At 56.9% G+C, this 13,210-nt stretch carries 14 protein-coding genes; 7 read left to right on the top strand and 7 right to left on the bottom strand.

Annotated features, from left to right (window positions below; all coding sequences use genetic code 11):
- Positions 1–101 precede the first annotated feature (101 nt).
- From ruvB to aspS, 6 genes are read right to left on the bottom strand one after another with little or no spacing between them, the layout of a single operon-like run.
- Positions 102–1,109, bottom strand: a complete 1,008-nt coding sequence (gene ruvB, locus WEB54_RS15185; protein ID WP_368056569.1) for a Holliday junction branch migration DNA helicase RuvB — start codon at positions 1,107–1,109, stop codon at positions 102–104.
- Between the two features lie 30 nt (positions 1,110–1,139).
- Positions 1,140–1,745, bottom strand: a complete 606-nt coding sequence (ruvA, locus tag WEB54_RS15180) for a Holliday junction branch migration protein RuvA (RefSeq protein WP_368054903.1) — start codon at positions 1,743–1,745, stop codon at positions 1,140–1,142.
- Positions 1,742–2,386, bottom strand: a complete 645-nt coding sequence (locus tag WEB54_RS15175) for a trimeric intracellular cation channel family protein (RefSeq protein ID WP_368054901.1) — start codon at positions 2,384–2,386, stop codon at positions 1,742–1,744. Before WEB54_RS15175 ends, ruvA begins: the two co-directional genes overlap by 4 nt.
- Complete coding sequence (gene ruvC / locus WEB54_RS15170) at positions 2,383–2,907, bottom strand: crossover junction endodeoxyribonuclease RuvC (protein ID WP_368054899.1); 525 nt, start codon at positions 2,905–2,907, stop codon at positions 2,383–2,385. The genes WEB54_RS15175 and ruvC overlap by 4 nt, the downstream gene beginning before the upstream one ends.
- Before the next feature lie 31 nt (positions 2,908–2,938).
- Positions 2,939–3,670, bottom strand: a complete 732-nt coding sequence (locus tag WEB54_RS15165) for a YebC/PmpR family DNA-binding transcriptional regulator (RefSeq protein WP_368054897.1) — start codon at positions 3,668–3,670, stop codon at positions 2,939–2,941.
- 46 nt (positions 3,671–3,716) lie between these two features.
- Complete coding sequence (aspS, locus tag WEB54_RS15160; protein ID WP_368054895.1) at positions 3,717–5,489, bottom strand: aspartate--tRNA ligase; 1,773 nt, start codon at positions 5,487–5,489, stop codon at positions 3,717–3,719.
- Positions 5,490–5,706: 217 nt separating this feature from the next.
- Here aspS and WEB54_RS15155 point away from each other — a divergent pair, with 217 nt between their 5' ends.
- On the top strand, positions 5,707–6,276 hold the full coding sequence (locus WEB54_RS15155) for a lytic transglycosylase domain-containing protein (RefSeq protein ID WP_368054893.1): 570 nt from the start codon (positions 5,707–5,709) through the stop codon (positions 6,274–6,276).
- Between the two features lie 10 nt (positions 6,277–6,286).
- Here WEB54_RS15155 and WEB54_RS15150 read toward each other — a convergent pair whose 3' ends face one another.
- The gene (locus WEB54_RS15150) at positions 6,287–6,592 is read right to left on the bottom strand and encodes an acylphosphatase (protein ID WP_368054891.1); all 306 of its coding nucleotides are present in this window, start codon (positions 6,590–6,592) and stop codon (positions 6,287–6,289) included.
- A 250-nt stretch (positions 6,593–6,842) separates the two neighbouring features.
- Between WEB54_RS15150 and WEB54_RS15145 the strand changes: the two genes are divergently transcribed.
- The 6 genes from WEB54_RS15145 to ccoG all read left to right on the top strand — a co-directional run bounded on the left by WEB54_RS15145 (position 6,843) and on the right by ccoG (position 13,169).
- Positions 6,843–8,306 (top strand): hypothetical protein, encoded by a 1,464-nt coding sequence (locus WEB54_RS15145; RefSeq protein WP_368054889.1) that lies wholly within the window; start codon positions 6,843–6,845, stop codon positions 8,304–8,306.
- A gap of 216 nt (positions 8,307–8,522) precedes the next feature.
- Entirely contained in the window at positions 8,523–9,962 is a 1,440-nt protein-coding gene (gene ccoN, locus WEB54_RS15140) for a cytochrome-c oxidase, cbb3-type subunit I (RefSeq protein WP_368054887.1), read from the top strand.
- A gap of 17 nt (positions 9,963–9,979) precedes the next feature.
- Positions 9,980–10,585, top strand: coding sequence for a cytochrome-c oxidase, cbb3-type subunit II (gene ccoO / locus WEB54_RS15135; protein ID WP_368054885.1), 606 nt, complete (start codon positions 9,980–9,982; stop codon positions 10,583–10,585).
- Between the two features lie 3 nt (positions 10,586–10,588).
- Positions 10,589–10,771 (top strand): cbb3-type cytochrome oxidase subunit 3, encoded by a 183-nt coding sequence (locus tag WEB54_RS15130; protein ID WP_368054883.1) that lies wholly within the window; start codon positions 10,589–10,591, stop codon positions 10,769–10,771.
- On the top strand, positions 10,768–11,667 hold the full coding sequence (gene ccoP, locus WEB54_RS15125; protein ID WP_368054881.1) for a cytochrome-c oxidase, cbb3-type subunit III: 900 nt from the start codon (positions 10,768–10,770) through the stop codon (positions 11,665–11,667). The genes WEB54_RS15130 and ccoP overlap by 4 nt, the downstream gene beginning before the upstream one ends.
- A 92-nt stretch (positions 11,668–11,759) precedes the next feature.
- Positions 11,760–13,169 carry a cytochrome c oxidase accessory protein CcoG gene (gene ccoG / locus WEB54_RS15120; protein ID WP_368054879.1) on the top strand — a complete coding sequence of 470 codons (1,410 nt, stop codon included), beginning with the start codon at positions 11,760–11,762 and terminating at the stop codon, positions 13,167–13,169.
- Positions 13,170–13,210 lie beyond the last annotated feature (41 nt).

The following is a 13,210-nucleotide window of genomic DNA, read 5'->3' as shown; positions in this document are numbered from 1 at the left end:
GACGATGGGCGCTAGGCTAAAGAGTTTTCAGATCAAATACTAGCAGTGTCCGAAACCGCCCCGGAGCTTTTCGAACCCTTTTCACAGCCCCGCGACCGGGCTTAACTGGAGCGCTGCAGGTCAAAATGCAGGTAGGCGAGGTCGGTTACCATCCGCCCCCGGGGGGAGCGGATCAGATACCCTTGCTGGATCAGATAGGGCTCCACAACATCTTCAATGGTATCGCGCTCTTCGCTGAGGGCGGCGGCGAGACTTTCCACACCGACCGGTCCACCGGCGAATTTCTCGATCAACATTAATAACAGCCTGCGGTCCAGGTGATCAAACCCGGCTTTATCGACATTCAGCATATCGAGCGCCAGGTCAGCGATCTCTTGATCAACCGATCCACTGTGCTTTACTTCGGCGTAATCGCGCACCCGACGCAACAATCGGTTGGCGATGCGGGGAGTGCCCCGTGACCGGCCAGCAATCTCGGTGGCGCCTTCATGGCTGATCGTGACGCCGAGTTTGCCCGCCGAACGTTCGATAATCTGGGTTAATTCCGAAACACTGTAGAATTCCAGCCGTTCAACAATGCCAAAGCGGTCACGCAATGGCGACGTCAGCAACCCTGCACGGGTGGTCGCGCCAACCAGGGTAAAGGGCGGCAGATCCAGTTTGATGCTGCGCGCCGCAGGTCCTTCACCGATCATGATATCCAGCTGGTAATCTTCCATCGCCGGATACAGCACCTCTTCTATGTGGGGTGCCAGCCGGTGAATTTCATCAATAAACAGAATATCACCAGACTCCAGATTAGTGAGCATGGCAGCCAGGTCACCGGCTTTTTCCAACACCGGCCCCGAGGTTGTTTTGATACTGACACCCATTTCATAGGCGATGATATTCGCCAGTGTGGTCTTGCCCAGCCCAGGCGGGCCAAACACCAGGGTGTGATCGAGCGGCTCCTTGCGCATGCGCGCCGCGCTGATGAAGATGTCCATCTTCTCGCGCACCACCGCCTGGCCTATGTATTCAGCCAGGCTGGTCGGGCGAATGGCGCGATCATACTGTTCCTCACGCGGACTCTGGGGTTCTGGCGCGATAAAACGATCTGTTTCAATCATGGTCGGCTGTCCGGTTTGGGGTGGAGCCCGTTACATCATGTGTTTCAGGGCGGCGCGAATCAGGCTTTGCGAGTCCATTCCGGGCTCGGTCACCCGGGCAATCGCTTTCGCCGCCTGCACTGGTTTGTAGCCCAGGGCAACCAACGCGCTTTCGGCATCTTCTTCGGGTCGCGGCTCGTCTGATACCGCCTGGCCTACGGCGGGCATGGCTAGCAAGCGCTCGGCACCGCCAAGGTCGTTAATGCGATCCCGCATTTCGATAATCAGCCGTTCAGCGGTTTTTTTGCCGACCCCTGGAATTTTCACCAGGGTACTTGGATCTTCATCGTGAATGCACTGTATAAAGCGGTCTGGTTCCATGCCGCTGAGGATGGCAAGCGCCAGCTTGGGGCCTACACCACTGGTTTTAATCAGCGCGCGAAACAGGCTGCGTTCCTGCTGGCTGCCAAACCCAAACAACAGATGGGCGTCTTCACGCACCGCTAGGTGCGTATGCACCACCACCGTTTGACCCACCGGCGGCAACTTGAACGCCGTCGACAGCGGAGCCTGAACGTCATAACCAACGCCGTTCACATCGATCAGCAAGTCCGGCGCGCGGTTTTCAAGCAAAATGCCTTGCAGTCGCCCTATCATAAATCCCTCGGGTGGTTGTCTTTTCGATAGGCTACGGTACTGAGAAAGCCCGGTAACGACAATCGCCAGTGAATGGCGGCGGCCCGCACCGCAAGCACCAACGCAAAGCCTGCCACCCAGATCCAGGGCGAGCCGGGCCATATCTGGTGACCCAGCCAGACCAGAACGGCGCCACAGAAACTAGCGGTGGCGTAGATATCGCGCCGGAAAATCAATGGAACTTCGTTGGCCATTATGTCCCGCAGAATGCCACCGAAGATGCCGGAAGCCATGCCCATCATCACCACGATCAGTCCCGGCAACTCCAGTGCCAGAGCCGCCTGAGTACCGGACACGGTAAACGCCGCCAGTCCGATGGCATCCGCATAGAGCAACACTTTGAACGGTACTGCGAAATAACGGGCCAGAAAAAACATCAGCAGGCCGCCGCCAAAGGCGGTATAGGCCAGGGTAATGTCACCGATCCAGGCTAACGGCGACACATTCAGCAGTAAATCGCGCAAAGTGCCTCCGCCCAGGGCCGACACGAACGCAAGCACCAGAACCCCGAACAGGTCGAGCCGGTTGCGCGCCGCTTCCAGGGCTCCGGCCATGGCGAAGACCGCAACTCCAAAGAGTTCAATGGCGTATAGCACCGTCATTCCAGCCAGCGCCCCCGTCGCGAATGGCGACTGCCAGCTACACGGATCAAGCCAGCCTGAGTGTTGGCGTGACACAGTGCCACCGCCAGAGCATCGGCGGCATCTTCCTGGGGAAGCCCCGGTAATTTGAGCAGAAACTGAACCATATGCTGAACCTGCACTTTGTCTGCGCCACCTTTGCCGACAACCGCCTGTTTAATCTTGCGCGCTGCATACTCACTGACCGGCAACTTTGACTGTGTCGCTGCCAGCATGGCAACGCCCCGGGCCTGCCCCAGTTTCAGCGCGGAATCGGCGCTGCGCCCCATAAACACCTGCTCAATGGCCGCTTCCTGTGGCACCCATTGCCCGATCACTTCCATCAGGCAGGTATAGAGGTTATCCAGCCGCTCGGGAAAGGTGGGGAAGGACTCCAGGCGAATCACGCCCGAGGTTACATACTCCTGCCGGGACCCGACTTGACTGATAATGCCAAAACCGGTTTTGCGCGAACCCGGATCAATGCCGATGATCAGACTCATCGCCTGGCACCCGGATCAAACCGCCACAGGTTCAAGCTTCCGCTTCTTCCGGGAATACCGCGTTGGAATAGACGGCCTGAACGTCATCCAGATCTTCCAGCATGTCGATCAGGCGCTGCACTTTCTCGGCGGTGTCCGGGTCCAGTTCGGTCTCGGTGCCGGGGATCATGGTGACCTCCCCTTCCACCTCATAACCGGCTTCGATCAGGGCTTCTTTAACAGTCAAAAACGCTTCGGCCGCAGTACGCACTTCAAAACTGCCATCGTCGTGGCTGATGACATCTTCGGCGCCCGCTTCCAACGCGGCTTCGAGCACAGCCTCTTCGCTGCCCTGCTCGATAAACAACTGACCGGCAGTGCTGAACAGATAAGCCACGGAGCCATCTGTACCGAGGTTGCCTGCGCACTTGGTAAAGGCGTGGCGGACTTCAGAGACGGTACGGTTGCGGTTATCGGACAGGCATTTGACGTAAATCGCCACGCCACCGGCGCCATACCCTTCATAAGTCATGGCTTCGTAGTCATCGCCTTCACCGGCACCGACACCACGTGCAATGGCCTTGTCTATGGTGTCGCGCTTCATGTTGGCGGTCAGCGCTTTGTCCATCACGCTGCGCAGCGCCGGGTTGTCTTCCGGAGCCGCGCCGCCGTTACGGGCCGCAACGACGAGCTCACGAATCAGTTTGGTGAAAATTTTGCCACGCTTGGCATCCTGGGCCGCTTTGCGGTGCTTAATGTTGGCCCACTTGCTATGACCTGCCATAAGTTACCTCATTGTTTCGGCTTTCAGCCGCATCAGTGCCGGTCCCTCAGGACTCGGCGACCGGCTTGCGCACACGAATGTTCAGCTCTTTAAGCTGTTCATTGCTGACTTCACCCGGTGCCCGGGTCAGCAAGCACGCGGCTGTCTGGGTTTTCGGGAAAGCGATGACTTCGCGTATGGACTCGGCACCGGTCATCAGCATCACCAGGCGATCCAGCCCGAACGCCAGGCCGCCGTGCGGCGGTGCACCGAAGCGCAAGGCTGACAGCAAAAAGCCGAATTTCTCTTCCTGCTCTTCCGGGCTGATGCCAAGCACATCGAACACCACATGCTGCATGGCTTCGTCGTGGATACGAATCGACCCGCCGCCGAGTTCGGTGCCATTGAGCACCATGTCATAGGCACGGGACAAGGCATCTGCCGGGTTGGCTTTCAGCTCTTCAGCCGAGCAGGAAGGCGACGTGAACGGGTGGTGCAGGGCCGCCAAACGGCCTTCCCCGGTCACTTCGAACATCGGGAAGTCAACGACCCACAACGGCGCCCAGTCGGTGGTGAACAGGTTCAGGTCCGCGCCCAGCTTGCAACGCAAAGCGCCCAGTGCATCATTTACCACACCGGCCTTGTCGGCGCCGAAGAAAATAATGTCGCCGTTTTTCGCGTCGAGGCGCGTCATCAGCTCTTTCAAGATCGGCTCGGGAATGAACTTGACGATGGGCGACTGCAAACCGTCTGGCAGTTGGGTTACATCGTTAACCTTGATCCAGGCCAAGCCACGAGCGCCGTATATGCTGACGAACTTGGTGTAATCGTCGATTTGCTTGCGCGTCAGCTCAGCTCCGCCGGTGACTTTCAACGCGGCTACGCGACCTTTGGGGTCGTTGGCCGGGCCGGAAAACACCTTGAAATCAACCTCGCTCATCAGATCACTAACGGTCACCAGCTCCAGCGGGATACGCAGATCGGGCTTGTCGCTACCGTACCGCTCCATCGCTTCAGCGTAGGGCATACGCGGGAAATCACCGAGATCGACGCTCAGTACATCGTTGAACAAGCCACGAATCATACCCTCGGTGATCGCCATGATGGTCTGCTCGTCGGCGAAGGCCAGCTCCATATCGATCTGGGTGAATTCGGGCTGACGGTCGGCCCGCAGGTCTTCGTCCCGGAAACATTTGGCGATCTGGTAATAGCGGTCAAAGCCGGAAATCATCAGCAACTGTTTGAACAACTGCGGCGACTGTGGCAATGCAAAAAACTCACCCGGGTGAGTCCGGCTGGGCACCAGATAGTCGCGCGCACCTTCAGGGGTGGCCCGAGTCAGGATCGGGGTTTCAATGTCGAGAAACCCCCGGTCTTCCAGATGTCGGCGAATGCTGGAAGTGATTTTACTGCGCAAAATCAGCTTCTGCTGCATCTCTGGACGGCGCAAATCCATAAAACGGTAGCGCAGGCGAACGTCTTCACCAACGTCCGAATATTCGTCGAGCGGGAACGGTGGCGTCTTGGCGACGTTCAAGACAGTGATCTCACGGCCCAGCAATTCAATCTCGCCGGTGGCCATGCTCTTGTTGATGGTACCCTCGGGACGCGCCCGAACCAGACCGGTCACTTCGATGACGTATTCGCTGCGCACGCGGTCTGCGGTGTTGAAACTGGCTTCGAGGTCAGGATCGAATACAACCTGCAGGATGCCCGCGCGATCACGCACATCCAGAAAAATCACGCCGCCGTGATCACGACGACGGTGCACCCAGCCGCTGATGGTAACGGTTTTGTCGATTGAGGCGCTGTCCAGCTCCCCACAATATTGGCTTCGCATAAGATTTCCTGATCTGGCGGTTCAAATTCGAAAAGGGCGGCATTATACCGATTGAACAGGAGATAGACTACCACGGCCACACTCTGAATTGAGCGCAGTACAGGCCCGGGCGAATAACCTGCCGGTATTCGCGCACGTTAACGCTCCTGACTTGGCAAATCAGCCGGGTTTTCGGCTAAACTCCCCTATTCGATCCAACCCCGAGTCAGGATTTACTGTGATACGACCGATGCTGTTCATCGTTGTGGGCCTGATGTTGCTGGCACCGGCGCATGCAGAAGACGCTCCCGACCCGCAATTGCTGGCCTCCCTTGAAACCGCCCTGGCGCAGGATGGTTCCTTTGAAGACCGCTATGTGGGCCAGGTCTGGCTGGCAAGCATGTCCACCCCGCTGGGTCGCTGGGTCAAACCGGCGGATGAGCGTATTGACCTGCTTAGCCGCATCCACCGTGAAGCGACGGCAGCCGGGCTGGACCCAGGGCTGGTGCTGGCACTGATTCAGGTCGAAAGCAATTTTGATCAATACGCCATTTCTTCGGCGGGAGCCCGTGGCATGATGCAGATCATGCCATTCTGGACCCGGGAAATTGGTCGTGAAGACGATAACCTCTTTGATCTTGATACCAACCTTCGCTACGGCTGTACCATTCTGGCACATTACCTTGAAATCGAGGACGGCAGCCTGATTCGTGCTCTGGCACGCTACAACGGCAGCCGGGGCCAGACATGGTACCCGGAGCGAGTCTTGCGCTACTGGCACCAGCGCTGGCGGTTCAACGCCAGCTAGCAACCACTCGCTAACCCATCACAAACCCTTCCGGAGGCGGAACGCCCGGGTCTACGCGCTCTACATCGACGCCCAATACCTGGGAAAACCGGGGACCTTCATGCAGCGCATCAAGCATGGCAGCCAGTTGCGGTTCAGTGCCTACCATCATGACCTCCACCCGACCATCCTCAAGATTAATGGCATAGCCCCGGATCCCCAGATCACGCGCTTGGCGCCGACAAAACATCCGGTAGCCGACGCCCTGAACCTTGCCATATACCCAGGCTTTCATACACAACATGCGGCTGCGCCCTGCTATTATCAAAGAATTCATTTTTCGACTCGGAGTTTATCGGGGATATCGGTTGTCTGTCTTTACTTTATTGGCGGTTTGATCTCATACCTAGCCAACGACGATGGTGTCATCTAAAATGATCCAACATCAGTCTGGTTGTGATCTGCATCACATAGCCAGCAGAATATTGAGAGCCGATCCGATTTGGAACATCGGTTGTTCACAACTCCGCCTATGTTCACTGTGGGAGATCGAGCCCAATAAGACCACCCTTTTGGGAGACAGATCCATGAGCTTTGTCGCTTTGCACCTTACCCTGCCAAATCAGGCACTGCACCTGAGCCAGGAGACGCTGGCGCTGTATCGTGACGTCCTGGTTAACCAGGTCATGGATGCTGAGCACATTGGAGCGCGACTGGAAAAAATCGCATCCTACCTACACAACCTGAATCGCGTCCCCCTGCAAGGTGAAATGCGTCAGGAACTGACCGAAAATCTGATTCAACATTACCTCATTTATATGCAGCAGGCGCCAATGATGGCCGATCGCGGGCTGTCTACAACCCTGCTTGGGGAGTGTAACCGGGAACTGTCTTACGCCACCAAGCTCCTGCTGCGCGATTGCACGTCCCGCTCCAAGGAAGAATGGGCTCGCTTTTTATATTGGGCCATGTCGGCGCTGTCGATTCACCTGAACGATTTTTCTTCGCAATACCGCAGCCAACCTGGCGCTCTATGGGGTGAAATGCACCGTCTGTTTCAGTTTGCCAATCAACGCCGTCTGACGGATTTTCAGGCACTGGCACCAGACCGCGGTGACATAGAGGCCCGCTACAAGCATGCCCTTCTGCTATCGGCCAGTCAGACCGAACACCTCAGTCACACCGAGCGTCTGATTCTGGATGCCTACCTCGGCCACTGGGCGTTTCGGGCCCGACTCAGTCATCAGGAACGGCGTGACTTCAATAACCGCTACTTTTACATCGATGCCGAGGCCAACCGCGGCATTCAGACAGCCCGGGAAATACACGGCGCAGGTAATGACGAATCCATTCTGGCACTGAACCCGCTACCGGTGATTGAACAGGCCCGCCAGCACATGAAAAACCTGCGCCAGGGCCTGTCTCCGGAAAAACTCGGGCTGCCGGCTGAAATCGATAGCATCGATTTGTTCATGACGCTGAAAAAAGCCATATCCGCCTGGAAGCAGGTAGGCTCTCGCCGGTTCGAGCGGGATGCACTCGAGCAACAGACTCTGGCCGCCATTGGCTTGCACTCGGTACATCAGTATTTGCGGATCAACGGTGCCCGGGAAGAGCAACTGGCCAGCATTACCACCTTGAATAGCAGCAAACAGGGGGCCTGCATCCGGCTGCGGGATGATACGGTGTCACTGAATGTCGGCGATGTGCTAATGCACCGGGATCAGGACGACGGCCAAGACAGCCAAGATCGGCTCGGCATCATTCGCTGGATACACCGTAACAACCGGGAGCGGATCTGCGGTTTTGAATACCTGACGGGAAACCTGCAACCGGTGGCGGTGCGCATTAAGGACCGGTTGTCCGAGGCGTTGCTGATCAGCACCCAGAGCAACGACTCCCTGATTACCCATAAAGGATACTGCACCAGCAACAGTTCAATCCGCCTGAAAAACTTTCGACACGGCCTGTCGCTCGAAGCACGAGCCCAGTCTCTGTTACAACGGGGGGAAACTACCGACCAGATCAAGCTTAAGCGCAGCGCGGTCTGATCAGACAAAACGGCTCTGGTACCGCCATCCTGTACAAGATTCATGCAGGGCTGAGCCGCTGTTCTACACTCCCCCGGAAATAATCGTAATAAATCGACAAAACAATAACTTATAGCGATGTTATTGATCTGCGTCATTTGCAAATGGCATATCGACTCAGCATACTTTCGCCGCCTACTTCTTTGAACCCTTACACACCCTATCGGAAGCTGATCCATGAGCAACTCTACTACCGTGCCTGAGGAGCAGACGACGTACAACTATACGGTTGTGCGTCAATTCTCCATCATGACTGTTGTCTGGGGGATTGTCGGCATGCTGGTTGGCGTTATCATCGCCGCCCAGATGGCATTCCCGGAACTGAACCTCGGCCCCTATTTCCATTTCGGCCGCTTGCGTCCCCTGCACACCAACGCCGTCATTTTCGCTTTTGGCGGTTCTGCGTTGTTCGCCACTTCCTATTATGTGGTACAACGCACCACCCAGGCCCGGTTGGCTTTTGAAGGATTGGTCAAATTTACCTTCTGGGGTTGGCAGGCGGTGATCGTTGCTGCTGTAGTGACACTGCCGCTGGGCCTGACATCTACCAAGGAATACGCCGAACTGGAATGGCCTATCGACATTCTGATCGCCCTGGTCTGGCTGTCCTACCTGGCCGTCTTCGTCGGCACCATCAGCCGCCGTAAGATGCCGCACATTTACGTCGGCAACTGGTTTTATCTGGCCTTTATCATCACCGTGGCGGTGTTGCACGTTGTTAACAGCGCGGCCATTCCGGTGTCGATGTTTAAATCATATTCAGCCTATGCGGGCACCATGGATGCCATGGTTCAGTGGTGGTACGGCCACAATGCGGTGGGCTTCTTTTTGACCGCCGGGTTCCTGGGCATGATGTACTATTATGTGCCCAAGCAGGCTGAACGCCCGATTTACTCCTACCGCCTGTCCATCGTTCACTTCTGGGCACTGATCTCGGTTTACATGTGGGCGGGTGGCCACCACCTGCACTACTCGTCCCTGCCGGACTGGGCCCAAAACCTCGGCATGGTCATGTCACTGATTTTGCTGGCGCCAAGCTGGGGCGGCATGATTAACGGCATGATGACCATGAGCGGCGCCTGGCACAAACTGCGTACCGACCCGATTCTGCGTTTCCTGGTAGTTTCGCTGTCGTTTTACGGCATGGCCACCTTTGAAGGCCCAATGATGGCCATCAAGACGGTAAACGCCTTGTCCCACAATACCGACTGGACCATTGGCCACGTTCACTCCGGCGCGCTTGGCTGGGTTGCGATGATCTCCATTGGCGCCCTGTATCACACCATTCCACGCCTCTATGGCCAGACGCAGATGTACAGCATAGCGCTGATTAACGCCCACTTCTGGCTGGCGACCATCGGTACCGTTCTGTACATCGCCGCCATGTGGGTTAACGGCATTGCCCAGGGCCTGATGTGGCGCGCGGTCAATACCGACGGCACCCTGATGTACAGCTTTGTTCAAGGCGTTGAGGTCAGCTGGCCGGGCTACGTGGTGCGCATGATCGGCGGCATGGTGTTTCTGTCCGGCATGTTACTGATGGCCTACAACGTCTGGATGACCATCCGGAGCGAAAGCAAAACCATCGCGGCAAACACCGCCGCTCAGCCCGCTTAACGGTTAGGACGGATACGATGCAACACGAAACGGTTGAAAAAAACGTCGGCCTGATGGTCGTGCTGGTGCTGATTGCCATCAGCTTCGGCGGCCTGGTCGAAATTGTGCCGCTGTTCTCACAGGATGAAGTCACCGAGCCTATCGAAGGCCTGGAACCCTACAGCGCTCTGGAACTGGAAGGCCGTGACATCTACATTCGTGAAGGCTGCCACGTGTGCCACACCCAGATGGTGCGGCCATTGCGCGCCGAAGTGGAACGCTACGGCCCCTACTCCCAGGCTGGCGAAGACGTCTATGAACACCCCTTCCTGTGGGGTTCAAAACGCACCGGACCGGACCTGGCCCGTGTCGGTCAACGTTACAGTGACGAATGGCAGAAAGCGCACCTCTATGACCCGCGTTCGGTCGTACCAGAGTCCAACATGCCAGCGTTTCCCTGGTTGTTTGAATGGACGGTTGATGGCTCCAAGACCGGCGCCAAGATGACGGCTCTGCGCCGGGTCGGTGTGCCTTACACGGACGAGCAAATTGCCAACGCCGCAAGCGAAGTCGATGGTGTTGCTGAAATCGATGCGCTGGTTGCCTATCTGCAGCAGCTCGGCACTCTAGTGACAGGCCGGTAACCGATGGATATCAACGATTTCAGAGGTCTGGCCACAATTTTCACCATGGTAGCGTTCTTTGGCATTGTGATTTGGGCTTACAGCGGCAAGCGCAAGAAGAAATTTGACGAAGCGGCCAACCTGCCGTTCGAGGACGAAGCGCTGCACAAGAAGACTCAAGCCCGGACAGGAGACGACAAACAATGAGCAGCTTTTGGAATGCATACATCTTTCTACTGACGGGTATCTCCATCGGCGGGCTGGTTATTCTGATTACCCTGACCCGGCGCATGAAAGATCCCGGCGGCGAAGGGGCATCCACCACCGGCCACAGCTTCGATGGCATTGAGGAGTTCAACAACCCCTTGCCCAAGTGGTGGCTGAACCTGTTCTGGATCACCATCGTCTTCGCGGTGCTCTACCTGATCGCCTACCCGGTAGGCAACTGGGACGGCGTACTGAACTGGACTTCGCAGAAAGAACTGACCGACAGCCAGATTGCCCACGACCGCCGCTACGGTGAAATCTATGAGCGCCTGGCCAATATGCCGGTCGAAGATCTGCCCGACAACGCTCAAGCCATGCGCATTGGCCAGCGCTTGTTCGAAGATAACTGCTCTTTGTGCCATGGCCAGGCGGGCCAGGGCAGCTATGGATTCCCGAACCTGACCGATAACGATTGGTTGTACGGTGGCAGTGGCGAAACCATCAAGGCCACCCTGATCAACGGTCGGCGCGGACAAATGCCAGCCTGGGGCGACGCACTCGGTGCACAGGGTGTTCGGGCCGTTACCGAGTACGTGATGCAGTTGTCCGATCAGGGCAATGTCAACGCGTCCCTCGCTCGTCAGGGTGAAGCGCTGTATAACGCCTCCTGTGTCGCCTGCCACGCCGAAGACGGCACCGGTAACCAGGCACTGGGCGCGCCCAATCTGACGGATAACATCTGGTTGTACCGGATTCCCGGTGAAACGGTGCGGGATTCCGTACAATACACCCTGAACAATGGCCGGGCCGGTAACATGCCCGCCTGGAAAAACATTCTGGGTGAAGAACGGGTACACATTCTGTCAGGGTACGTTTATGACCTGAGCAACAATTAATCCGTCTTCCAGGGGAGCAGGCTACTGCTCCCCTTATAATGGGTTTCGGAAACATTGCCGCTGTTCCCCAAGCCTTTTAGTAAGTTCGGACCATGACCCAAAAAATTGAAGTCAAAGACGTCACGGACAACACCGTCAAAACGGTCGATCTCTACCAGGAACGTGAGAAAATCTATGTGCGACGCATCAAGGGGTTTTACCGCTCCCTGCGCGTCTATGGCGGTGCGTTGTTGTTCGCCGCCTACTTCGGCACCCTCTGGCTACACTGGAACGGTCGCCAGGCCGTCTGGTTTGACCTGCCCAGCCGTCAGTTTCACGTCTTCGGCATCACTTTCTGGCCACAGGATTTTATGCTGCTGTCCTGGGCGCTGATTATCTGCGCCTTTGCGCTGTTCTTTATTACGGTATTTGCTGGCCGCGTCTGGTGTGGTTACACCTGCCCGCAGAGTGTCTGGACCTGGATCTTCATGTTCATCGAGGAGAAAACCGAGGGTAAGCGCAACGCCCGCATCAAACTCGATGAACAGCCCATGACGCTGCTCAAGTTCAGTCGCAAATTTGCCAAGCACCTGCTCTGGGTGCTCGTTGCATTGGCGACGGCCATTACCTTTGTCGGCTATTTCACGCCGATCCGGCAGCTGATTCCCGATTTATTCACCTTTAGCACCAGCGCCTGGGCTGTCTTCTGGATTGCCTTTTTTACTCTGGCGACCTACGGCAACGCAGGTTGGCTGCGCGAGCAGGTCTGCATCTACATGTGCCCCTACGCTCGCTTCCAGGCGGTGATGTTCGACCAGGACACCCTGACTGTCAGCTACGACGAGAAACGCGGCGAACCCAGGGGATCCCGCCGCCGGGGTATTGACCCGCGGGAACTGAATCTGGGCGACTGCATTGACTGTGATTTGTGCGTCCAGGTGTGCCCAACCGGCATCGATATTCGCGATGGCCTGCAGTATGAATGCATTGGCTGCGCCGCCTGCATCGATGCCTGCGACAGCGTTATGGACAAGATGGGCTATGCACCCGGCCTAATTCGATACACCACCGAGCATGCCCTGGAAGGCAAACCCTCGCGGATTCTGCGGCCCCGGCTCATCGGTTACGCCGTTGCTCTGACCATCATGGTGGTGTTGTTTGCCTGGGTGATCGCAACACGGGTACCGCTGGAAATGTCAATCGAACGCGGGCGCGGCGCCCTGCACCGAATAACACCCCAGGGTCTGGTTGAAAACAGCTACAACATTCAACTGATGAACATGTCTCAGGTTGATCGCAGCTATACCCTGAGCGTTGCGGGTTTAAACGGCGTTGAATTAATCACTCCAGAGCAAATCGAGGTTATTGCAGGTGGCGAAGTGGCGTTTACCGTGCGCCTGGTACTGCCCCCGGCAGACCTGACTGTGCCCAACAACGACGTGTTCTTTACCGCCACGGCCGTGGATGACGCCCAGGTCAGCACCGAAACCGAAAGCCGCTTCTTTGGCCCGGCGAATTTCTGACCCCGATTTCAAGCCTTGCAGCGGCGTACCAACGCCGCCTA

It is taken from the genome of Saccharospirillum sp. (assembly GCF_040881935.1).
Lineage (GTDB): Bacteria > Pseudomonadota > Gammaproteobacteria > Pseudomonadales > Natronospirillaceae > Saccharospirillum.
Note: the sequence above shows the minus strand (reverse complement) of the source record. Positions and strands in the feature narration are given on the sequence as shown.